This window comes from Pseudomonas chlororaphis, from assembly GCA_001023535.1.
Lineage (GTDB): Bacteria > Pseudomonadota > Gammaproteobacteria > Pseudomonadales > Pseudomonadaceae > Aquipseudomonas > Aquipseudomonas chlororaphis_E.
The window spans coordinates 6,315,762-6,337,500 of the sequence record CP011020.1; the positions used below are offsets into that span (position 1 = coordinate 6,315,762).

The window sequence follows — 21,739 nt, forward strand, 5'->3', positions numbered from 1 at the left end:
TTCCGCCTATCCCTACCTCCCGTTCTTCTTCGATGGCCGAGTAATCATGGATATCAAACGCACGATCCTGATCGTCGCCCTGGCAATCGTGTCCTACGTCATGGTCCTTAAATGGAACCAGGACTACGGCCAGGCTGCCCTGCCGACTCAGAATGTTGCAGCCAGCAATACCGCACCGAGCCTGCCGGATGCCCCTGTTGGCAACACGGCTGCCAACAATGACGACATCCCACACCCGGCAAGCGATGCCAGCGCACCCGCCGAAGCCCCTGTGGCCGCCAGCAAGGATCTCATCCAGGTCAAGACAGACGTGCTCGAGCTGGCAATCGATCCACAGGGTGGTGACATCGCCCAGTTGAAGCTGCCGCTGTATCCCCGTCGCCAGGACCACCCGGAAATTCCGTTCCAGTTGTTCGATAACGGCAACGAGCGAACCTACCTGGCCCAGAGCGGCCTGATCGGCACCAGTGGCCCGGACGCCAACCCGGCTGGCCGCCCGGTCTACGCTGCCGAGAAGAAGACTTATCAACTGGCTGACGGTCAGGACCAATTGGTCGTGGACCTGAAGTTCAGCAAGGATGGCGTCAACTACATCAAGCGTTTCACCCTGAAACGTGGCCTGTACGACGTGACGGTCTCCTACCTGATCGACAACCAGAGCGCTCAACCCTGGTCCGGTGCGATGTTCGCGCAGCTCAAGCGTGACGCCAGCTCCGATCCTTCCTCCAGCACCGCCACCGGTACCGCGACTTACCTGGGCGCTGCCCTGTGGACAAGTTCGGAGCCGTACAAGAAAGTGTCCATGAAGGACATGGACAAGGCGCAGCTCAAGGAAACCGTCCAAGGTGGCTGGGTGGCCTGGCTGCAGCACTACTTCGTGACCGCGTGGATCCCGCAGAAGGGCGAAAGCAACGTCGTCCAGACCCGCAAGGACAGCAAAGGCAACTACATCATCGGCTACACCGGCCCGGCGTTGACCGCCGCACCAGGTGCCAAGGCTGAAACCAGCGCCATCCTGTATGCCGGTCCAAAAAGTCAGGCCGTCCTGAAACAGTTGTCCCCAGGCCTGGAACTGACCGTGGACTACGGCTTCCTGTGGTTCATTGCCCAGCCAATCTTCTGGCTGCTGCAACATATCCACAGCATCGTCGGTAACTGGGGCTGGTCGATCATTTTCCTGACCATGCTGATCAAGGGGCTGTTCTTCCCATTGTCGGCCGCCAGCTACAAATCCATGGCGCGCATGCGTGCAGTGGCACCGAAACTGGCCGCCCTGAAAGAACAGCATGGCGATGACCGGCAGAAAATGTCCCAGGCCATGATGGAGCTGTACAAGAAAGAGAAGATCAACCCGTTGGGTGGATGCTTGCCGATCCTTGTGCAGATGCCAGTGTTCCTGTCGTTGTACTGGGTGCTGCTCGAAAGCGTGGAAATGCGCCAGGCACCGTTCATGCTGTGGATTACCGACCTGTCGATCAAGGATCCGTTCTTCATCCTGCCGATCATCATGGGCGCAACCATGTTCATCCAGCAGCAATTGAACCCGACACCTCCGGATCCGATGCAGGCGAAGGTCATGAAAATGATGCCAATCATCTTCACCTTCTTCTTCCTGTGGTTCCCGGCGGGTCTTGTGCTGTACTGGGTTGTGAACAACGTGTTGTCGATCACCCAGCAGTGGTACATCACGCGTAAGATCGAAGCGGCGACGAAAAAAGCCGAGGCGTAACTTGCTCTGTGGATAACCACACAAAACGCCCCCTAGTGGGGCGTTTTGCTATCTGCCACTTTTGTCTGGATTCCGGTTTATGAGCGCACCGCGTGAAACCATCGCCGCCGTTGCCACTGCCCAAGGTCGTGGCGGTGTCGGCATCGTCCGTCTTTCGGGGCCTCTGGCCAGTGTCGCGGCCAGGGCGATCAGTGGGCGCGAGCTCAAGCCGCGATTTGCGCACTACGGCCCGTTCTTGAGCGAGGACCACCAGGTACTGGACGAAGGCCTGGCCCTTTATTTTCCAGGCCCGAATTCCTTCACCGGCGAAGATGTGCTGGAGCTGCAGGGCCACGGCGGTCCCATCGTGCTGGACATGCTGCTCAAGCGCTGCCTGGAACTGGGCTGCCGCCTGGCCCGGCCGGGCGAGTTCAGCGAGCGCGCGTTCCTCAACGACAAGCTCGACCTGGCCCAGGCTGAAGCCATCGCCGACCTCATCGAAGCCAGCTCGGCCCAGGCTGCGCGCAACGCGTTACGTTCCCTGCAAGGCGCGTTCTCCCAACGTGTGCATAACCTCACCGAGCAACTGATCGGCCTGCGCATTTATGTCGAGGCGGCGATCGACTTCCCGGAAGAGGAAATCGACTTCCTCGCCGATGGCCACGTCCTGGCGATGCTGGACAAGGTCCGCGACGAGTTATCCACAGTGCTGCGCGAAGCCGGGCAGGGGGCCTTGTTGCGCGATGGCATGACCGTGGTGATCGCCGGACGGCCAAACGCCGGTAAATCCAGCCTGCTGAATGCATTGGCCGGTCGCGAGGCTGCCATTGTCACGGACATCGCCGGCACCACCCGGGACATCCTGCGCGAACATATCCACATCGACGGCATGCCGCTGCACGTGGTGGACACCGCCGGACTGCGTGACACCGACGACCAGGTGGAAAAGATCGGGGTCGAGCGGGCGTTGAAGGCGATCGGCGAAGCCGATCGTGTGCTGCTGGTGGTGGATGCCACCGCACCGGAAGCAGACGATCCGTTCGCCTTGTGGCCGGAGTTCCTGGAAGTCCGACCGGACCCAGCGAAAGTCACCTTGATTCGCAACAAGGCCGACCTGACGGGGGAAGCGATTGCCTTGGAGGTCAGCGACGATGGCCACGTGACCATCAGCCTGAGCGCGAAGTCGGCGGGGGTAGGCCTGGAACTGCTTCGCGAACACCTCAAGGCTTGCATGGGCTACGAGCAAACCTCGGAAAGCAGCTTCAGCGCCCGACGTCGGCATTTGGAAGCCCTGCGCCAGGCCAGCGCGGCCCTGGAACACGGTCGCTCCCAACTGACCTTGGCCGGTGCCGGCGAACTGCTCGCCGAAGATCTGCGCCAGGCCCAGCAGTCACTGGGTGAAATCACCGGGGCTTTCAGTTCCGACGATTTGCTGGGACGGATCTTCTCCAGTTTCTGCATCGGCAAATAAAAAAGGGCTGTGGACAATTTATCCACAGCCCTTTTTGGGGGTCACCAGTTGTAGGAAACGGTGCCGAGCAGCGTCCGGTCTTCACCCCAGTAGCAACGCCCCGCATCGTTGCAGCCCGACACGTACTCCTTGTCGAACAGGTTTTTCGCGTTCAAGTCGACACTCCAGTGCGTGTCGATCTGGTAGCCGACGGCGGCGTCCACCAGGGTGACGTCGCCAGCATCGAGCTTTCCGTACAGAGTGGGCGCGGTGTAGGCGAAGGCACTGTCGAAATAACGCACGCCGCCGGCCACGTACAAACCTTTCAGGTCGCTTTCCAGGAAACGATATTTGGCCCAGAAAGACGCCTGGTTACGTGGCACACCAGTCATCTGGTGCCCTTTTACCAGGGACGTCGCCGAGTCCTCGGTCACCCGCGCATCCGTGTAGGTATAAGAGGCGGTGACATTCAGGGCAGGGCTCAGGTTGCTGTTGAGCTCCAGCTCCACGCCTTTGGCACGACTTTCCCCCACCTGTCGATAGGTCGATGTGGTGGCGTCGAAGTAGGTGTCGTCCTTCTTGCGCAAGTCGTAGACCGACGCGGTGAAGGCTGTGTCCCAGCCAATGGGCTCGTACTTGAGGCCGATTTCGTACTGGCTGCTGGTGATCGGTTCCAGAGGCGTACCGGCGTTGGAGATCTGCTGCACCGGGACGAATGCCGTCGAGTAGCTGACGTAAGGCGTCATGCCGTTGTCGAACTGGTACATCAGGCCGCCCTGATAGGTGAACTTCTTGTCTTTGGAGCTGATGTCGCCAGCGCTGGCGACCTTGTCACGAAAATCGCTGTCCACCCAATCCTGGCGTCCGCCCAGCAGGAACAACCAGCGGTCGTACTTGCTCTGCAGCTGGGTATAAACCCCTTTCATCTGCTGTTCGAGCAAGGTGTTCTGCACTGCGATGGGTGTCTTCGGATCCCCTGTGTACACTGGATCATAGATATCCACAGGCCCCACGAATCCGGCATTCCAATCCTGGTTGAACGAGGTCCGGTCATAACTGGCGCCGAACAGCAGCGTGTTTTCCAGGCCGCCGACCTTGAATTTGCCTTCCAGCTGGTTATCCAGCGAATACACCATCGACTTGTTGAAACGGTCATAAGCGGTGACGTTCACACGGCGACCAAAACCGCCGTTGTTCAAGCTGCCGGGCCAGGTTTCATGGCGGGTGATGCGTGATTGCAGGTAACGCGAATTCTGGCGGAACTGCCAATCGTCATTGAGGCGATGGCTGTATTCGTAGCCGGTGCTCCAGGTTTCCCGCTCGAAGGTGTTCCAGTCCGGATCACCGAGCATGGTGTCTTTGTCCAACTGGCCGTTCGGGTTACTCAGCAGCGTGCCGGCGGCCGGCAGCCCGAGCTCCATGTTGGTGTGGTCTTTCTGATAGTTGGCCAGCAGGGTCAACGTGTTGAAGTCATCGAAATTCAGGGTCAGGGAGGGCGCTATGTAAAGACGGTCATCCGGTACGTGGTCAGTCTGGGTATCGGCGTTGCGGCCCAACATCACGATCCGGCCCAGGATGTTGTCGTTATCGGCCAGCGGCCCGGAAACATCCACACCGATCTGGCGTCGGTTGTGGCTCCCATAGCCCAACTGGACTTCACCCTGGGGCACCGCGGTCGGGCGCTTGCTGACCAGGTTGACCAAGCCGCCCGGCGCGTTCTCGCCATACAGCAGCGACGAAGGCCCGCGGAACACCTCGACACGCTCCAGGCCATAGGGCTCTGAGCTGGTGTCATAGCGATTGCCCTGCACCCTCAAGCCATCGCGGAGCAGGCCATAGCCGTAGTCGGTGGCGTTGAAGCCGCGGATGTAGAACAGGTCGCCGGCCAGGCTGTCACCGGCCGCGAAGGGTGGGGCGAAGATGCCCGGCACGTATCCCAGGACTTCGGTCAGGGTCTGGGATTTCTGGTCCTTCATGCGCTGGCCGGTCACCACCGATACCGAGCGCGGCGTTTCCGACAGCGGTGTGCTGGTTTTAGTACCGATACGACTGTTTTGTGCCTTGTAGCCCACGTCGGCAGCGTAATCCAGGTCCATCGGGTTGGCCGCCAATGCGTTGATGCTCGTGGGGGCCAACTCCATGGATTGATCTGTCGGCAGGGAGTACAGGGTGTAGCTGCCTGGCGCCTGCGCCACGGCCTGGAGCCCCGAGCCCTGCAACAGCTGCACGAATCCCTGCTCAACCGAATAGTCACCGGTCAACCCGGCGCTGCGTTTCTGGCCGGTTTGCTGTGGAGAAAATGAAAGGATGATGTTGGCCTTCGCGGCGAACTGGCTCAGCACGTTATCCAGCGAGCCGGCAGCAATGGCGTAATGCTGCGTGGCGGTATTGGCGAAGGCGTTGGAAGCCATTACCAGGCCGCTCGCGGCGCTGGTCATCAACAGGCTGTAGGCGATGCAATGCTGGGAAAATCGCTGACGAAACGTAGGAAGGCGCATGTGTGGGTAAGCCCTGGGTGATCGCAATTACCTGAAGGGCCGGATCAGCACAAAAAAAGATAACCCCCTCGTTCTGTTTATTTTCCCGCTTCGTGTACTTCGCTAGTCAGCCCGTGTAATCGACACCCAGTACCGGGTGTAATAGCGAACCTGAATGGGCAACGATGCCTGTAGATTGGCCAGCACGGCATCCGTGGCATTCAGGCGTAACGTACCGGACACCCGAAGCTGCCGCGCCTTTTCCTGACAGTGCAAGACACCGGGACGATAGCGGCTCAGTTCCTCGATGACGTCTCCCAAGGGCGCATCGAGGACAATGAGCTGGCCATTTACCCAGGCCGCTTGTGAGGCAGCGTAGGACTGGATAAACCCCATGCCTTGGCCGTTGAAGTCAGCCTGTTCGCCGGCTTTCAGGATACCAGCGCTGCCCAGCGTGCCATCCGGCGATACGCGCACCCGATCTTCCAGCACGCCTACCCGGGTGCGGTTCGACAGTTGGCGTACGGTGAATCGCGTGCCCAGCGCCTCGATGCGACCATCGCCAGTCTCGACAAGAAAGGGCCGTGTGTCCTTGAGCTTGCCGGTCTGGACCAGGATTTCGCCGCTCAGCAGCCGGATCAAGCGGCGATGGGCGTCGAACGACACGTCGATGGCAGTCTCGGTGTTCAGATGAATCCGACTTCCGTCCGCCAGGTCGATGAAACGGCGCTGCCCCACGGCCGTCTTGTAATCGGCCCAGGCCGAGGCGAGCGTCCCGTGGTCCTGAAGGCTCCAGCCCACAGAGCCGGCGCCGCCGAGCAACATCAGCAGTTTGAGCACTTGGCGCCGGTGCTGCCCGGTGCCCAATGCGCGACGTGAAAGGTCCTGAGGCAGTGCTCCGAGATGGCGCTGCAGTTGTTCGATCTGGTGCCATGCAGCCTGGTGCGCTGGATCGCTATCGAGCCAATCCTGCCAAGCCTGGCGTTCGGCGTGCGAAGGCGGTTGGTGCTGAAACTGCACGTACCAGGTGGCAGCCCTTTCGACCGTCTTGCGATCAGGCAGGGCAGGCATCAGCGTTCGGCCATGATCAGTGCGCATTCGGTGAGGGCACGCACCATGTGCTTTTTCACGGTGGTGAGGGACACCTTCAATTGCACGGCGATCTGTTGATAAGTCAACCCATCGATCTGCGACAACATGAAGATCCGCTGAGTACGTGGGCCCAAGGCTGCCAGGGCTTTATCCACAGTGACCAGGGTTTCGATGATCAGGGCCTTGTCTTCTTCGCTGATGGCCGTGGGTTCGGGTCGCGCGGCCAGGGACTCCAGGTAGGCCGCCTCGATAGCGTTTCTTCTATAACGATCAATCACCAGGCCTCGGGCCACCGTGGCCAGGTAGTCCCGCGGTTCGCGAATCTGCACGGCATTACGGGCTGCGAGGATCCGCACGAAGGTGTCATGGGCCACGTCTGCGGCATCGCAGGCGTTATTCAGCTTGCCCTTGAGCCACCCATAAAGCCACGAGTGGTGTTGCGCATAAATTCGCCCGATCGCGGCGGTATGGGAAGACGGGGGCATAGGGAATGAGGCGTTAATGATAATAGCTATTATTAGCCTCTGTTACGTTTTCTCACAATAGCTTCTGGCGTCGTTCCTCGAAGCTTTTCCAGCGGCCATTGCCCAGGCCGTTGTGCACAAGGACACAAAACGGACGACTAAGCCCTGTGAATAACTGCCCTTGAGAACCGTTGATAAACCCCTCTCAAAACTGAAGATAACCGCCTCTGTGGATAACCTACCGATTAATCCACAGGCTTACACCGGTTATCCAAGCCGCTCATGGCCACCTGGCCACAGGGTTTTGAATCTCTGTACAGTAAGTAAATTAAGGCTTGTAGAGGTTTATCCACAGAAAGCTGGGTGTCTAAGAATAAACATAAAAACAAGGATTTTATAAATTTCTTTCTTTTTAATTTTTTTAACCGCGAGTTCTCCACAGCTGGTTAAATTTTGTGCAAAGGGTTCTTTAGAAAGGGCGAAGTCCCTATACTTGCCGACCTGGCTCGAAAAACGCCCATGGGCCAGAGTCAAAAACCTATTTTCCGAATTACCTGAATTAAGCAGGCACGAGGTGCGTGGTGGATTTCCCTTCCCGTTTTGAAGTGATCGTCATCGGCGGCGGTCATGCCGGTACCGAGGCAGCACTTGCATCAGCACGCATGGGGGCAAAAACCCTGTTGCTGACGCATAACGTGGAAACCCTCGGCGCCATGAGCTGCAACCCTGCCATTGGTGGCATTGGCAAAAGCCACTTGGTCAAGGAGATCGATGCCCTTGGGGGCGCGATGGCCATGGCCACCGATAAGGGTGGTATCCAGTTTCGCGTATTGAACAGCCGCAAAGGCCCAGCCGTGCGTGCGACTCGAGCCCAGGCCGACCGCATCCTGTACAAGGCCGCTGTCCGCGAAATCCTGGAAAACCAGCCGAACCTGTGGATATTTCAACAAGCGGCCGATGACCTGATCGTCGAGCAGGATCAGGTACGCGGTGTCGTGACGCAGATGGGCCTGCGTTTCTTCGCCGATTCCGTGGTGTTGACCACCGGGACCTTCCTCGGCGGACTTATCCACATTGGTTTGCAGAACTTTTCCGGCGGGCGCGCTGGTGATCCGCCGTCGATCGCTCTGGCTCACCGCTTGCGTGAGCTGCCATTGCGTGTCGGGCGCTTGAAAACCGGTACGCCACCGCGTATCGACGGTCGGTCTGTGGATTTCTCGGTGATGACCGAGCAGCCTGGCGATACGCCGATCCCGGTCATGTCGTTCATGGGCAACAAGGAACAGCATCCACGGCAAGTCAGTTGCTGGATCACCCACACCAATGCCCGCACCCATGAAATCATTGCGGCGAACCTCGATCGTTCGCCGATGTATTCCGCTGCCGGTGAAATCGAAGGCATCGGCCCGCGTTATTGCCCGTCGATCGAAGACAAGATCCATCGCTTTGCCGACAAGGAAAGCCATCAGGTCTTCATCGAGCCCGAGGGCCTGACCACCCACGAGCTGTACCCGAACGGCATCTCCACATCCCTGCCATTCGACGTGCAACTGCAGATCGTGCAATCGATTCGCGGCATGGAGAACGCTCACATCGTTCGTCCGGGCTACGCCATCGAGTACGACTACTTCGATCCGCGTGACCTGAAGTACAGCCTGGAAACCAAAGTCATCGGCGGGCTGTTCTTTGCTGGCCAGATCAACGGCACTACCGGTTACGAAGAAGCCGGTGCCCAAGGTTTGCTGGCCGGCGCCAACGCTGCGCTGCGCGCCCAGGGCAAGGACAGTTGGTGTCCGCGTCGCGACGAGGCGTACATCGGCGTGCTGGTGGACGACCTGATCACCCTGGGTACCCAGGAACCGTATCGGATGTTCACCTCCCGGGCCGAATATCGCCTGATCCTGCGTGAAGACAACGCCGACCTGCGCCTGACCGAGAAAGGTCGCGAGCTGGGTCTGGTGGATGACGTGCGCTGGGCCGCGTTCTGCAAGAAGCGCGAAGGCATCGAGCTGGAAGAGCAACGCCTGAAAAGCACCTGGGTTCGTCCCGGTACCGAGCAGGGCGATGCCATCGCGGCGAAATTCGGTACGCCGCTGACCCACGAATACAACCTGCTCAACCTCTTGAGCCGTCCGGAAATCGATTATGCCGGGCTGGTGGAAGTGACCGGCCAGAGCGCGGAAGATCCGCAGGTGGCTGAACAGGTCGAGATCAAGACCAAGTACGCCGGTTACATCGACCGCCAGCAGGATGAAATCGCCCGCCTGCGCGCCAGCGAAGACACCAAGCTGCCTGTGGATATCGATTACACCGGTATTTCCGGGTTGTCGAAGGAAATCCAGAGCAAGCTCGGCGCCACGCGTCCCGAGACCCTGGGCCAGGCTTCGCGCATCCCGGGTGTGACCCCGGCGGCCATTTCCCTGTTGATGATTCATTTGAAAAAACGCGGCGCAGGCCGCCAGTTGGAGCAAAGCGCTTGAGTTCGATGGTCACCTCGCAACACGCCGAAGAGTTATCCACAGGTGCCCGGCAGCTTGGCGTCAGCCTGACCGAAGCCCAGCACGCGCAGTTGCTGGGTTATCTGGCGCTGTTGATCAAGTGGAACAAGGCCTACAACCTGACCGCCGTGCGTGATCCGGATGAAATGGTCTCGCGCCATTTGCTCGACAGTCTCAGCGTCATGTCCTTCATCGAAGACGGTCGCTGGCTGGACGTGGGCAGCGGCGGCGGCATGCCGGGAATCCCGCTGGCGATCCTGTTTCCCGACTCGCAAGTGACCTGCCTGGACAGCAACGGCAAGAAAACCCGCTTCCTGACCCAGGTCAAACTCGAACTCAAGCTGGATAACCTGCAAGTTATCCACAGTCGCGTCGAAGCGTTCCAGCCTGCCGAGCCGTTCAACGGGATCATTTCCCGGGCGTTCAGCAGCATGGAGAACTTCAGCAACTGGACTCGCCACCTGGGCGACGCCAATACGCGCTGGCTGGCAATGAAGGGCGTTCATCCGGCCGATGAGCTGGTAGCATTGCCGGCAGACTTCCACCTCGATAGCGAACACGCCCTGGCCGTACCCGGTTGCCAAGGCCAACGCCATCTGCTGATACTGCGCCGCACGGCATGATTGGGAACACAAGCAAGAATGGCTAAGGTATTCGCGATAGCGAACCAGAAGGGTGGTGTGGGCAAGACCACCACCTGCATCAACCTCGCAGCATCCCTGGTCGCGACCAAGCGCCGGGTGCTGCTGATCGATCTCGATCCACAGGGCAACGCCACCATGGGTAGCGGTGTGGATAAACATGGCTTGGAAAACTCCATCTACGACGTCCTGATCGGTGAGTGCGATCTGGGCCAGGCCATGCATTTTTCCGAACACGGCGGTTATCAACTGCTGCCGGCCAACCGCGACCTGACGGCGGCCGAAGTGGTCCTGCTGGAAATGCAGATGAAGGAGAGCCGCCTGCGCAGTGCGTTAGCACCGATCCGGGAGAATTACGACTACATCCTGATCGACTGCCCGCCGTCGCTGTCGATGCTCACGCTCAATGCCTTGGTGGCCGCCGATGGCGTGATCATCCCCATGCAGTGCGAGTATTTCGCCCTGGAAGGGTTGAGCGACCTTGTGGATAACATCAAGCGCATCGCCGAGCTGCTGAACCCGGAGTTGAAGGTCGAAGGCCTGCTGCGGACGATGTACGACCCGCGCCTGAGCCTGATGAACGACGTCTCGGCTCAGCTCAAGGAACATTTCGGCGAGCAGCTCTACGACACGGTCATCCCGCGCAACATCCGCCTGGCCGAAGCGCCGAGCTACGGCATGCCGGCGCTGGCCTACGACAAACAATCCCGTGGTGCGCTGGCCTACCTGGCCCTGGCCGGCGAGATGGTTCGCCGCCAGCGCCGTAATCCACGCACCGCTGCAGCCCAGCCAACTTAAGGAATCCCCATGGCCGTCAAGAAACGAGGTCTCGGACGTGGACTGGATGCACTGCTCAGCGGTCCTACGGTCAGTTCGCTGGAAGAACAGGCCGTGCAGGTGGATCAGCGTGAGTTGCAACACCTGCCGCTGGACCTGATCCAGCGGGGTAAATACCAACCGCGCCGGGACATGGATCCCCAGGCGCTGGAAGAATTGGCCCAGTCGATCAAGAACCAGGGCGTGATGCAGCCGATCGTGGTGCGTCCGATCGCCAATGGCCGTTTCGAGATCATTGCCGGTGAACGCCGTTGGCGGGCCAGCCAGCAGGCCGGCCAGGAGACCATTCCGGCAATGGTGCGCGATGTGCCCGATGAAGCCGCCATCGCCATGGCGCTGATCGAGAACATCCAGCGTGAAGACCTCAACCCGGTCGAAGAAGCGGTGGCCCTGCAGCGCTTGCAGCAGGAATTCCAACTGACCCAGCAACAAGTGGCCGAGGCCGTGGGCAAGTCGCGTGTGACCGTGGCCAACCTGCTGCGGCTGATTGCATTGCCGGAAGTCATCAAGACCATGCTGTCCCATGGCGATCTGGAGATGGGGCATGCCCGGGCATTGCTGGGATTGCCGGAAAATCAACAGGTTGAAGGGGCGCGACACGTTGTCGCACGTGGTCTCACCGTGCGCCAGACCGAGGCACTGGTCCGCCAGTGGCTCAGTGGCAAACCAGCCCCTGTCGAACCCTCCAAACCCGACCCGGATATCGCCCGCCTCGAACAGCGCCTGGCCGAGCGCCTGGGCTCTGCGGTGCAGATTCGCCACGGCAAGAAGGGCAAGGGGCAATTGGTGATTGGTTACAACTCCCTCGATGAGCTGCAAGGTGTCCTTGCACACATTCGCTGAAACAATTGCCCTTGTAGCGCGCAGTCGGAAATCACTACCTGGCAGTTGAATAGGGGCAGAACCGCCCCTATACTCTGCGCGCATTTTGTCGGCACAAATTATGCCAAGTTATTGAATTATGGCGGCCGACCCTTGGAGAGCAAAAGCGATGGAAACCCGCACGCCAAACCGCTTGCCGTTCCATCGTCTGGCAGTTTTCCCGGTATTGATGACTCAGTTTGTCGTTGTACTGATCGCCACATTGGCGCTCTGGCAATGCAAAGGTGTCGTCGCCGGATACTCAGGTCTTTGCGGAGGCCTGATAGCCTTGCTCCCCAATATTTACTTTGCTCACAGGGCCTTTCGGTTTTCCGGCGCCCGAGCAGCCCAGGCTATCGTCCGGTCTTTCTATGCCGGTGAAGCGGGGAAACTGATTTTGACGGCAGTGCTGTTTGCACTGACGTTTGCAGGTGTGAAGCCATTGGCGCCGCTGGCTGTATTCGGCGTCTTCGTGCTGACCCAACTGGTCAGCTGGTTCACTCCCCTGCTGATGAGAACAAGACTTTCGAGACCTTAGGGCGTTTGAGGCAACCATGGCAGAGACAACCGCTTCGGGCTATATCCAGCACCACTTGCAGAACCTGACCTTCGGTCAGCTACCCAACGGCGGCTGGGGCTTTGCCCACTCCGCAGCAGAAGCCAAGGAAATGGGCTTTTGGGCTTTCCACGTCGATACCCTCGGCTGGTCGGTCGCACTGGGCCTGATCTTCGTTTTCCTTTTCCGCATGGCGGCAAAGAAGGCGACCTCCGGCCAGCCTGGTGCACTGCAGAATTTCGTTGAAGTACTGGTCGAATTCGTCGATGGCAGCGTGAAAGACAGCTTCCATGGCCGTAGCCCGGTGATCGCACCGCTGGCACTGACCATCTTTGTCTGGGTGTTCCTGATGAACGCCGTCGACCTGGTACCGGTCGACTGGATTCCTCAACTGGCCATCCTGATCTCCGGCGACCACCACATCCCGTTCCGCGCCGTGTCGACCACCGACCCGAACGCGACCCTGGGCATGGCGTTCTCGGTTTTCGCACTCATCATTTTCTATAGCATCAAGGTCAAGGGCATCGGCGGCTTCATCGGCGAACTGACCCTGCACCCGTTCGGCAGCAAGAACATCCTGGTTCAAGCCCTGCTGATCCCGGTGAACTTCCTGCTGGAATTCGTGACCCTGATCGCCAAGCCGATTTCCCTGGCCCTGCGTCTGTTCGGCAACATGTATGCCGGCGAGCTGGTGTTCATCCTGATCGCCGTGATGTTCGGCAGCGGCCTGTTGTGGCTCAGCGGCCTGGGCGTCGTCCTGCAGTGGGCGTGGGCTGTGTTCCACATCCTGATCATCACCCTGCAGGCGTTCATCTTCATGATGCTGACCATCGTCTACCTGTCGATGGCGCACGAAGAAAACCATTAAGGCCAGTCTCGACTAGTCTGATGTCCTTCCCGGTCAAACGGGAAGGAGCCCGAACAGGGCTGATGAAACGATTTGTTTTACCCGCTTTAAATTAAAAAAACCTAAACCATACGACGTAAAAGTCGGGAGGAAAGATGGAAACTGTAGTTGGTCTAACCGCTATCGCTGTTGCACTGTTGATCGGCCTGGGCGCACTGGGTACCGCAATTGGTTTCGGCCTGCTGGGCGGCAAGTTCCTGGAAGGCGCTGCGCGTCAACCAGAAATGGTTCCTATGCTGCAAGTCAAAATGTTCATCGTTGCCGGTCTGCTCGACGCCGTCACCATGATCGGTGTTGGTATCGCTCTGTTCTTCACCTTTGCGAACCCGTTCGTTGGTCAGATCGCTGGCTAATTACTCGGATTCTTCGAGTAGTTTGATGTGATGGACAACGTAACTGCGAGGTGTTGGCGTGAACATTAATGCGACCCTGATTGGCCAGTCCGTTGCGTTCCTGATTTTTGTACTGTTCTGCATGAAATTCGTATGGCCTCCGGTCATTGCGGCATTGCACGAACGTCAAAAGAAGATCGCTGATGGTCTGGACGCTGCCAGCCGAGCAGCTCGCGACCTGGAGTTGGCCCATGAGAAAGTGGGTCAGCAACTGCGCGAAGCGAAAGCTCAGGCAGCTGAAATCATCGAGCAAGCCAAGAAACGCGGTACCCAGATTGTCGACGAAGCCCGTGAACAGGCTCGCGTCGAAGCTGACCGTGTGAAGGCTCAGGCTCAAGCCGAGATCGAACAGGAACTCAACAGTGTCAAAGACGCGCTGCGTGCCCAAGTGGGTAGCCTGGCCGTTGGCGGTGCTTCGAAGATCCTGGGTGCCACAATCGATCAAAACGCGCACGCAGAGCTGGTTAACCAACTGGCTGCTGAAATCTAAGCGAGGGCGATCATGGCAGAACTGACCACGTTGGCCCGACCTTACGCTAAGGCGGCCTTCGAGCACGCTCAGGCCCACCAGCAACTGGCCAATTGGTCAGCCATGCTCGGCCTGGCTGCAGCGGTGTCGCAAGACGACACCATGCAGCGCGTGCTCAAGGCCCCGCGACTGACGAGCGCAGAAAAGGCCGCCACGTTCATTGACGTGTGCGGCGACAAGTTCGATGCCAAGGCACAGAATTTCATTCACGTCGTTGCCGAAAACGACCGTCTCCCGCTTCTGCCGGAGATCGCCGCTCTTTTCGACCTGTACAAGGCTGAGCAAGAGAAGTCGGTAGACGTGGAAGTGACCAGTGCTTTTGCATTGAACCAAGAACAGCAAGACAAACTCGCCAAGGTTCTCAGTGCACGACTCAACCGGGAAGTGCGCCTGCAAGTCGAGGAAGACAAGTCCCTGATTGGGGGCGTTGTCATCCGCGCCGGCGACCTGGTTATCGATGGCTCGATTCGCGGCAAAATCGCGAAACTTGCCGAAGCATTGAAATCTTGAGTTTGAAGGGGCAGCAGAGCAATGCAGCAACTCAATCCTTCCGAAATAAGTGAAATTATCAAGGGCCGCATCGAAAAGCTCGATGTGACCTCCCAAGCCCGTAACGAAGGCACTGTCGTCAGCGTATCTGACGGCATCGTGCGGATTCACGGTCTGGCCGACGTCATGTACGGCGAAATGATCGAGTTTCCGGGCGGCGTCTACGGTATGGCCCTCAACCTGGAGCAAGACTCTGTAGGTGCCGTGGTACTGGGCGCATACACGACTCTGGCTGAAGGCATGAGCGCCAAGTGCACCGGCCGCATCCTCGAAGTTCCGGTAGGTAAGGAACTGCTGGGTCGCGTTGTCGACGCACTGGGTAACCCTGTTGACGGCAAAGGTCCGCTGAACAACACCGAGACCGACGCGGTCGAGAAAGTTGCTCCTGGCGTGATCTGGCGTAAGTCGGTAGACCAGCCTGTACAGACTGGCTACAAGGCTGTCGATGCCATGATCCCTGTCGGCCGTGGCCAGCGTGAGCTGATCATCGGTGACCGTCAGATCGGTAAGACCGCTCTGGCGATCGACGCGATCATCAACCAGAAAAACAGCGGCATCTTCTGCGTCTACGTAGCCATCGGTCAGAAACAATCGACCATCGCCAACGTGGTTCGCAAGCTGGAAGAAAACGGCGCCCTGGCCAACACCATCATCGTGGCAGCCAGTGCTTCGGAATCGGCCGCACTGCAATTCCTGGCACCGTACTCCGGTTGCACCATGGGCGAATACTTCCGCGACCGCGGTGAAGACGCGCTGATCGTTTATGACGATCTGTCCAAGCAGGCAGTGGCTTACCGCCAGATCTCCCTGCTGCTGCGCCGTCCACCAGGCCGTGAAGCCTACCCAGGCGACGTGTTCTATCTCCACTCCCGTCTGCTGGAGCGCGCTTCCCGCGTTTCGGAAGAGTACGTCGAGAAGTTCACCAACGGCGCAGTGACTGGCAAGACCGGTTCCCTGACCGCCCTGCCGATCATCGAAACCCAGGCTGGCGACGTTTCCGCGTTCGTTCCGACCAACGTGATTTCCATCACCGACGGTCAGATCTTCCTGGAATCGGCCATGTTCAACTCGGGCATCCGTCCTGCTGTGAACGCCGGTGTTTCGGTATCCCGTGTAGGTGGTGCCGCTCAGACCAAGATCATCAAGAAGCTGTCCGGTGGTATCCGTACCGCCCTGGCCCAGTACCGTGAACTGGCGGCATTCGCCCAGTTCGCTTCTGACCTGGACGAAGCGACCCGTAAGCAACTTGAGCATGGTCAGCGCGTTACCGAGCTGATGAAGCAGAAGCAATACGCACCGATGTCGATCGCTGACATGGCGCTGTCGCTGTATGCCGCTGAGCGTGGGTTCCTGACTGACATTGAAATCACCAAGATCGGCAGCTTCGAACAAGCGCTGATTGCTTTCTTCAACCGCGATCACGCCGATTTGATGGCCAAGATCAACGTGAAGGGTGACTTCAATGACGAAATCGACGCTGGCCTGAAGGCTGGTATCGAGAAGTTCAAGGCCACCCAAACCTGGTAAGCCGCAGCGGGAGCCGCAAGGCTCCCGCTTGCTAACCTGATAGGTGTTACATGGCAGGCGCAAAAGAGATTCGCAGTAAGATTGCGAGCATCAAAAGCACGCAAAAGATTACCAGCGCCATGGAAAAAGTGGCGGTCAGCAAAATGCGCAAGGCACAAATGCGCATGGCTGCTAGCCGTCCTTATGCGGAGCGCATCCGCCAGGTGATTGGTCATCTGGCCAACGCCAACCCGGAATACCGCCACCCGTTCATGATCGACCGCGCCGTCAAGCGCGTCGGTTACGTCGTGGTGAGCAGTGACCGTGGTCTGTGCGGTGGCTTGAACACCAACCTGTTCAAGGCCCTGGTCAAGGACATGGCGGTAAACCGCGAACAAGGCGTCGAGATCGATCTGTGCGTGGTCGGTAGCAAGGGTGCGGCTTTCTTCCGCAACTTCGGCGGTAACGTCGTCGCTGCTATCAGCCACCTGGGTGAAGAGCCGTCGATCAATGACCTGATCGGCAGCGTCAAGGTGATGCTGGATGCTTACCTGGAAGGCCGGATCGACCGCCTGTCCGTGGTATCCAACAAGTTCATCAACACCATGACGCAACAGCCGACCGTGGAGCAGTTGATTCCACTGGTGGCGACCCCGGAACAGGAACTCAAGCACCACTGGGACTATCTCTACGAACCGGATGCCAAGGAGCTGCTCGACGGCTTGATGGTCCGCTACGTGGAGTCGCAGGTCTACCAGGCGGTGGTCGAGAACAACGCAGCTGAACAAGCCGCGCGGATGATCGCGATGAAGAACGCTACCGACAACGCCGGTGATTTGATCAGCGATTTGCAGCTGATCTACAACAAGGCGCGTCAGGCTGCGATCACCCAAGAGATCTCGGAAATCGTCGGCGGCGCTGCCGCGGTTTAACGGTTCAAATATTCAGAGGATCCAGCTATGAGTAGCGGACGTATCGTTCAAATCATCGGCGCCGTTATCGACGTGGAATTCCCACGCGACAGCGTACCGAGCATCTACGACGCCTTGAAGGTTCAAGGCGCCGAAACCACCCTGGAAGTCCAGCAGCAGCTGGGCGACGGCGTGGTTCGTACCATTGCGATGGGCTCCACCGAAGGCTTGAAGCGCGGTCTGGACGTCAACAACACTGGCGCAGCCATCTCCGTACCGGTCGGTAAAGCGACCCTGGGCCGGATCATGGACGTACTGGGCAACCCGATCGACGAAGCGGGCCCGATCGGCGAAGAAGAGCGTTGGGGCATTCACCGTCCTGCGCCGTCTTTCGCTGAACAAGCGGGCGGCAACGACCTGCTGGAAACCGGCATCAAGGTTATCGACCTGGTTTGCCCGTTCGCCAAGGGCGGTAAAGTCGGTCTGTTCGGTGGTGCCGGTGTAGGCAAGACCGTAAACATGATGGAACTGATCCGTAACATCGCCATCGAGCACAGCGGTTATTCCGTGTTCGCCGGTGTGGGTGAGCGTACTCGTGAGGGTAACGACTTCTACCACGAGATGAAGGATTCCAACGTTCTGGACAAAGTGGCACTGGTCTACGGCCAGATGAACGAGCCGCCGGGAAACCGTCTGCGCGTAGCCCTGACCGGCCTGACCATGGCCGAGAAGTTCCGTGACGAAGGTAACGACGTTCTGCTGTTCGTCGACAACATCTACCGTTACACCCTGGCCGGTACCGAAGTATCCGCACTGCTGGGCCGTATGCCTTCGGCAGTAGGTTACCAGCCGACCCTGGCTGAAGAGATGGGCGTGCTGCAAGAGCGCATCACTTCGACCAAGCAAGGCTCGATCACCTCGATCCAGGCGGTATACGTACCAGCGGACGACTTGACCGACCCGTCGCCAGCGACCACCTTCGCCCACTTGGACGCCACCGTCGTTCTGTCCCGTGACATCGCTTCCCTGGGTATCTACCCAGCGGTAGACCCACTGGACTCGACTTCCCGTCAGCTGGACCCGAACGTGATCGGCACCGAGCACTACGAGACCGCTCGTGGCGTTCAGTACGTGCTGCAGCGCTACAAAGAGCTGAAGGACATCATCGCGATCCTGGGTATGGACGAGCTGTCGGAAACCGACAAGCAGTTGGTAGCCCGTGCTCGTAAGATCCAGCGCTTCTTGTCGCAGCCGTTCTTCGTGGCTGAAGTCTTCACCGGTGCCTCGGGTAAATACGTTTCCCTGAAAGACACCATTGCTGGCTTCAAAGGCATCCTCAACGGTGACTACGACCACCTGCCAGAACAAGCGTTCTACATGGTCGGCGGCATCGAAGAAGCGATCGAGAAAGCCAAGAAACTGTAATCCCGGCGCCCGGCAACGGGCGCTAATTTAGGTTGAGGCAATCAGATGGCTATGACAGTCCATTGCGATATCGTCAGTGCGGAAGGGGAAATTTTCTCCGGTCTGGTCGAGTTTGTGGTTGCGCACGGTGAACTGGGGGATCTTGGTATCGCCCTGGGGCACGCACCGCTGATCACCAGCTTGAAGCCAGGTCCGATTAGTCTGACCAAGCAGGGCGGGGAAAAAGAGGTGTTCTACATCTCGGGTGGTTTCCTCGAGGTTCAGCCGAACATGGTCAAGGTCCTTGCCGACACCGTGCAACGTGCTGCCGACCTGGACGAAGCCTCCGCTCAGGAAGCCGTCAAGGCTGCCGAGAAGGCCCTGCACGAAAAAGGCGCAGACTTCGACTACGGTTCTGCTGCTGCACGTCTGGCCGAGGCCGCAGCCCAGCTGCGCACCGTCCAGCAGATCCGCAAGAAGTTCGGCGGCTAAGCCGTCCGCTTTCTGCGTGATTGATTAAAAAGGGTAGCCTCGGCTACCCTTTTTCTTTTTCCGACACTCATCATCTGGTCGCAGCCGCTGACCACCCAGGATTGGTAGCCAGTCATGTCTCTCGAAATCGTTATCCTCGCGGCCGGTCAAGGCACCCGCATGCGCTCGGCGCTGCCCAAGGTACTGCATCCGGTGGCGGGGCGTTCCATGCTTGGCCATGTTATCCACAGCGCTCGGCAACTTGATCCACAGCGCATCCATGTCGTGATCGGCCACGGCGCCGATGCCGTTCGTGAACGCCTGGCCGCCGATGACCTGAATTTCGTCCTGCAGGACAAGCAACTGGGGACCGGCCATGCCGTCGCCCAGGCCGTGCCGTTCATCACCGCCGACACGGTACTGATCCTGTATGGCGACGTACCGCTGATCGAGGTCGACACCCTGCAACGCCTGCTCAAGCAGGTTGCGCCACAACAGCTGGGCCTGCTGACCGTCGAGCTGGATGACCCCACGGGTTACGGGCGCATCGTGCGCAATGCCGACGGCCAGGTCACCGAGATTGTCGAGCAGAAGGACGCCAACCAGGCCCAACTTGCTATCACCGAGGGCAACACCGGGATTCTCGCCGTACCGGCCGGGCGCCTGGGTGACTGGATGAGCCGCCTTTCGAACAACAACGCCCAGGGCGAGTACTACCTGACCGATGTGATTGCCATGGCGGTCGCGGACGGCCTGGTGGTGGCCACCGAGCAACCCCTGGATGCCATGGAAGTGCAGGGCGCCAACGACCGCCGGCAGTTGGCCGAGCTGGAGCGTCATTATCAACTGCGCGCCGCCCGCCGCCTAATGGCCCAGGGCGTGACCCTGCGCGACCCGGCTCGTTTCGATGTGCGCGGTGAGGTCAGCGTGGGTCGCGATGTGGTTATCGACATCAACGTCATCCTCGAGGGCAACGTGGTGATCGAAGATGACGTGGTCATCGGCCCGAACTGCGTGATCAAGGACAGCACTTTGCGCAAGGGTGCGGTGATCAAGGCCAACAGTCACCTGGACGGCGCGATCATGGGCGAAGGCAGCGACGCCGGCCCGTTCGCCCGTTTGCGCCCCGGCTCCGTGCTGGATGCTCGCGCCCATGTGGGTAACTTCGTCGAGCTGAAGAACGCGCACTTGGGCGAAGGGGCCAAGGCCGGCCACTTGACCTACCTGGGAGACGCCGAGGTGGGCGCCCGCACCAACATTGGCGCCGGCACCATCACCTGCAACTACGATGGCGCGAACAAGTGGAAGACCGTGTTGGGGGAGGACGTGTTCATCGGCTCCAACAACTCCCTGGTGGCGCCTGTGGATATCTCCAGCGGCGCGACGACAGCAGCCGGGTCGACCATCAACCAGAATGTGGATAAATCGCAACTGGCCGTAGGGCGCGCGCGTCAGCGCAACATCGATAACTGGAAGCGTCCAGAGAAAATCAAGAAGTCCTAAGTTATCCACAACCCCTGTGGGAGCGGGCTTGCTCGCGAAAGCGTCGTGTCAGTTCATGCTGTACTGTCTGATTCGACCCCTTCGCGAGCAAGCCCGCTCCCACATTGATCTAATGATTTCTGAATTTTTCTGCCCCCGCCTTGACGATTGCACGGCAATAGGTTTTGATTGCTTACGTTATCTTTCGAATCGAAACTTATCTCGCCATGTCGAAACGCAATACGCCACAGCGCCGCCACAATATCCTTGCCTTACTCCAGGAGCAGGGTGAGGTCAGTGTGGATGAGCTGGCCAAACGCTTCGAAACCTCGGAGGTTACGATTCGCAAGGATCTCGCCGCCCTGGAAACCAACGGCCTGTTGCTGCGCCGCTACGGTGGCGCGGTGCCGATGCCGCAGGAGCTGGTGGCCGACAACGGGAAAGCCGTCTCCAGCTACAAGCAGGCGATTGCCCGGGCCGCTGTGAAGCGGATCCGCGAACACGCGCGCATCATCATCGACAGCGGCAGCACCACGGCGGCCATGATCCCTCAACTGGGCCAGCAGCCCGGGCTGGTAGTCATGACCAACTCCCTGCACGTCGCCAGGGCCCTGAACGAGCTGGAGCACGAACCGGTGCTGTTGATGACCGGTGGCACCTGGGACCCGCATTCCGAATCATTCCAGGGCCAGGTCGCCGAACAGGTCCTGCGTTCCTATGACTTCGACCAGTTGTTCATCGGTGCCGACGGTATCGATCTGGTCCGTGGCACCACCACCTTCAACGAACTGCTGGGCCTGAGCCGTGTGATGGCTGAGGTTGCCCGCGAAGTGATCGTGATGGTGGAGGCCGACAAGATCGGCCGCAAGATCCCCAACCTGGAACTGCCGTGGAGCAGCGTCCATACCCTCATTACCGATGATCGCCTGCCCGTAGAGGCCCGCGATCAGATTCAGGCCCGCGGCATCAATGTGATCTGCGCGTCTGTCAGCCAGGAGAAATAA

20 protein-coding genes are annotated in these 21,739 nt (G+C 59.2%); 17 read left to right on the plus strand and 3 right to left on the minus strand.

Annotated elements, in window-relative coordinates:
• Positions 1–46 precede the first annotated feature (46 nt).
• Positions 47–1,729 (plus strand): membrane protein insertase, encoded by a 1,683-nt coding sequence (locus VM99_27580; protein ID AKK01604.1) that lies wholly within the window; start codon positions 47–49, stop codon positions 1,727–1,729.
• Between the two features lie 79 nt (positions 1,730–1,808).
• On the plus strand, positions 1,809–3,179 hold the full coding sequence (locus tag VM99_27585; GenBank protein AKK01605.1) for a tRNA modification GTPase MnmE: 1,371 nt from the start codon (positions 1,809–1,811) through the stop codon (positions 3,177–3,179).
• A 41-nt stretch (positions 3,180–3,220) separates the two neighbouring features.
• On the opposite strand, the gene VM99_27590 is transcribed toward VM99_27585, so the two are convergent.
• The 3 genes from VM99_27590 to VM99_27600 all read right to left on the minus strand — a co-directional run bounded on the left by VM99_27590 (position 3,221) and on the right by VM99_27600 (position 7,212).
• Positions 3,221–5,656, minus strand: coding sequence for a TonB-dependent receptor (locus VM99_27590; protein AKK01606.1), 2,436 nt, complete (start codon positions 5,654–5,656; stop codon positions 3,221–3,223).
• Between the two features lie 102 nt (positions 5,657–5,758).
• On the minus strand, positions 5,759–6,706 hold the full coding sequence (locus tag VM99_27595; protein ID AKK01607.1) for an iron transporter: 948 nt from the start codon (positions 6,704–6,706) through the stop codon (positions 5,759–5,761).
• Positions 6,706–7,212, minus strand: coding sequence for an RNA polymerase sigma factor (locus tag VM99_27600; protein AKK01608.1), 507 nt, complete (start codon positions 7,210–7,212; stop codon positions 6,706–6,708). The genes VM99_27595 and VM99_27600 overlap by 1 nt, the downstream gene beginning before the upstream one ends.
• Positions 7,213–7,772: 560 nt before the next feature.
• Between VM99_27600 and gidA the strand changes: the two genes are divergently transcribed.
• The 15 genes from gidA (at position 7,773) to VM99_27675 (ending at position 21,739) form a co-directional block, all read left to right on the plus strand.
• The gene (gene gidA, locus VM99_27605; protein ID AKK01609.1) at positions 7,773–9,671 is read left to right on the plus strand and encodes a tRNA uridine 5-carboxymethylaminomethyl modification protein; all 1,899 of its coding nucleotides are present in this window, start codon (positions 7,773–7,775) and stop codon (positions 9,669–9,671) included.
• Entirely contained in the window at positions 9,668–10,312 is a 645-nt protein-coding gene (locus VM99_27610; GenBank protein ID AKK01610.1) for a 16S rRNA methyltransferase, read from the plus strand. Before gidA ends, VM99_27610 begins: the two co-directional genes overlap by 4 nt.
• Positions 10,313–10,330: 18 nt before the next feature.
• Positions 10,331–11,128 carry a chromosome partitioning protein gene (locus tag VM99_27615; GenBank protein AKK01611.1) on the plus strand — a complete coding sequence of 266 codons (798 nt, stop codon included), beginning with the start codon at positions 10,331–10,333 and terminating at the stop codon, positions 11,126–11,128.
• A gap of 9 nt (positions 11,129–11,137) precedes the next feature.
• On the plus strand, positions 11,138–12,010 hold the full coding sequence (locus tag VM99_27620; protein ID AKK01612.1) for a chromosome partitioning protein ParB: 873 nt from the start codon (positions 11,138–11,140) through the stop codon (positions 12,008–12,010).
• 148 nt (positions 12,011–12,158) lie between these two features.
• Positions 12,159–12,566: an ATP synthase F0F1 subunit I gene (locus VM99_27625; GenBank protein AKK01613.1), complete on the plus strand. Its 408-nt coding sequence runs from the start codon at positions 12,159–12,161 to the stop codon at positions 12,564–12,566.
• A 16-nt stretch (positions 12,567–12,582) separates the two neighbouring features.
• Positions 12,583–13,452, plus strand: coding sequence for an ATP synthase F0F1 subunit A (locus VM99_27630; protein ID AKK01614.1), 870 nt, complete (start codon positions 12,583–12,585; stop codon positions 13,450–13,452).
• 134 nt (positions 13,453–13,586) lie between these two features.
• Positions 13,587–13,844, plus strand: a complete 258-nt coding sequence (locus VM99_27635; GenBank protein AKK01615.1) for an ATP synthase F0F1 subunit C — start codon at positions 13,587–13,589, stop codon at positions 13,842–13,844.
• A gap of 58 nt (positions 13,845–13,902) precedes the next feature.
• The gene (locus VM99_27640; GenBank protein AKK01616.1) at positions 13,903–14,373 is read left to right on the plus strand and encodes an ATP synthase subunit B; all 471 of its coding nucleotides are present in this window, start codon (positions 13,903–13,905) and stop codon (positions 14,371–14,373) included.
• 12 nt (positions 14,374–14,385) lie between these two features.
• Complete coding sequence (locus VM99_27645; GenBank protein ID AKK01617.1) at positions 14,386–14,922, plus strand: ATP synthase F0F1 subunit delta; 537 nt, start codon at positions 14,386–14,388, stop codon at positions 14,920–14,922.
• A gap of 21 nt (positions 14,923–14,943) precedes the next feature.
• The gene (locus VM99_27650) at positions 14,944–16,488 is read left to right on the plus strand and encodes an ATP F0F1 synthase subunit alpha (GenBank protein ID AKK01618.1); all 1,545 of its coding nucleotides are present in this window, start codon (positions 14,944–14,946) and stop codon (positions 16,486–16,488) included.
• Between the two features lie 50 nt (positions 16,489–16,538).
• Positions 16,539–17,399: an ATP F0F1 synthase subunit gamma gene (locus VM99_27655; protein AKK01619.1), complete on the plus strand. Its 861-nt coding sequence runs from the start codon at positions 16,539–16,541 to the stop codon at positions 17,397–17,399.
• 27 nt (positions 17,400–17,426) lie between these two features.
• Positions 17,427–18,803, plus strand: a complete 1,377-nt coding sequence (locus VM99_27660; protein AKK01620.1) for an ATP synthase F0F1 subunit beta — start codon at positions 17,427–17,429, stop codon at positions 18,801–18,803.
• Between the two features lie 45 nt (positions 18,804–18,848).
• Positions 18,849–19,274, plus strand: a complete 426-nt coding sequence (locus tag VM99_27665; protein ID AKK01621.1) for an ATP synthase F0F1 subunit epsilon — start codon at positions 18,849–18,851, stop codon at positions 19,272–19,274.
• 114 nt (positions 19,275–19,388) lie between these two features.
• Positions 19,389–20,756 carry a bifunctional N-acetylglucosamine-1-phosphate uridyltransferase/glucosamine-1-phosphate acetyltransferase gene (gene glmU / locus VM99_27670; protein ID AKK01622.1) on the plus strand — a complete coding sequence of 456 codons (1,368 nt, stop codon included), beginning with the start codon at positions 19,389–19,391 and terminating at the stop codon, positions 20,754–20,756.
• Between the two features lie 206 nt (positions 20,757–20,962).
• Positions 20,963–21,739: an XRE family transcriptional regulator gene (locus VM99_27675; GenBank protein ID AKK01623.1), complete on the plus strand. Its 777-nt coding sequence runs from the start codon at positions 20,963–20,965 to the stop codon at positions 21,737–21,739.

What these genes read in the sequence shown, in the direction of transcription:
- VM99_27650 (AKK01618.1), top strand. Translation starts at nt 14,944, where the DNA reads ATGCAGCAACTCAATCCTTCCGAAATAAGTGAAATTATCAAGGGCCGC.
- VM99_27645 (AKK01617.1), top strand. Translation starts at nt 14,386, where the DNA reads ATGGCAGAACTGACCACGTTGGCCCGACCTTACGCTAAGGCGGCCTTC.
- VM99_27620 (AKK01612.1), top strand. Translation starts at nt 11,138, where the DNA reads ATGGCCGTCAAGAAACGAGGTCTCGGACGTGGACTGGATGCACTGCTC.
- VM99_27665 (AKK01621.1), top strand. Translation starts at nt 18,849, where the DNA reads ATGGCTATGACAGTCCATTGCGATATCGTCAGTGCGGAAGGGGAAATT.
- VM99_27660 (AKK01620.1), top strand. Translation starts at nt 17,427, where the DNA reads ATGAGTAGCGGACGTATCGTTCAAATCATCGGCGCCGTTATCGACGTG.
- VM99_27580 (AKK01604.1), top strand. Translation starts at nt 47, where the DNA reads ATGGATATCAAACGCACGATCCTGATCGTCGCCCTGGCAATCGTGTCC.
- VM99_27655 (AKK01619.1), top strand. Translation starts at nt 16,539, where the DNA reads ATGGCAGGCGCAAAAGAGATTCGCAGTAAGATTGCGAGCATCAAAAGC.
- VM99_27590 (AKK01606.1), bottom strand. Translation starts at nt 5,656, where the DNA reads ATGCGCCTTCCTACGTTTCGTCAGCGATTTTCCCAGCATTGCATCGCC.
- VM99_27635 (AKK01615.1), top strand. Translation starts at nt 13,587, where the DNA reads ATGGAAACTGTAGTTGGTCTAACCGCTATCGCTGTTGCACTGTTGATC.
- VM99_27675 (AKK01623.1), top strand. Translation starts at nt 20,963, where the DNA reads ATGTCGAAACGCAATACGCCACAGCGCCGCCACAATATCCTTGCCTTA.
- VM99_27585 (AKK01605.1), top strand. Translation starts at nt 1,809, where the DNA reads ATGAGCGCACCGCGTGAAACCATCGCCGCCGTTGCCACTGCCCAAGGT.
- VM99_27630 (AKK01614.1), top strand. Translation starts at nt 12,583, where the DNA reads ATGGCAGAGACAACCGCTTCGGGCTATATCCAGCACCACTTGCAGAAC.
- VM99_27615 (AKK01611.1), top strand. Translation starts at nt 10,331, where the DNA reads ATGGCTAAGGTATTCGCGATAGCGAACCAGAAGGGTGGTGTGGGCAAG.
- VM99_27600 (AKK01608.1), bottom strand. Translation starts at nt 7,212, where the DNA reads ATGCCCCCGTCTTCCCATACCGCCGCGATCGGGCGAATTTATGCGCAA.
- VM99_27595 (AKK01607.1), bottom strand. Translation starts at nt 6,706, where the DNA reads ATGCCTGCCCTGCCTGATCGCAAGACGGTCGAAAGGGCTGCCACCTGG.
- VM99_27625 (AKK01613.1), top strand. Translation starts at nt 12,159, where the DNA reads ATGGAAACCCGCACGCCAAACCGCTTGCCGTTCCATCGTCTGGCAGTT.
- glmU (AKK01622.1), top strand. Translation starts at nt 19,389, where the DNA reads ATGTCTCTCGAAATCGTTATCCTCGCGGCCGGTCAAGGCACCCGCATG.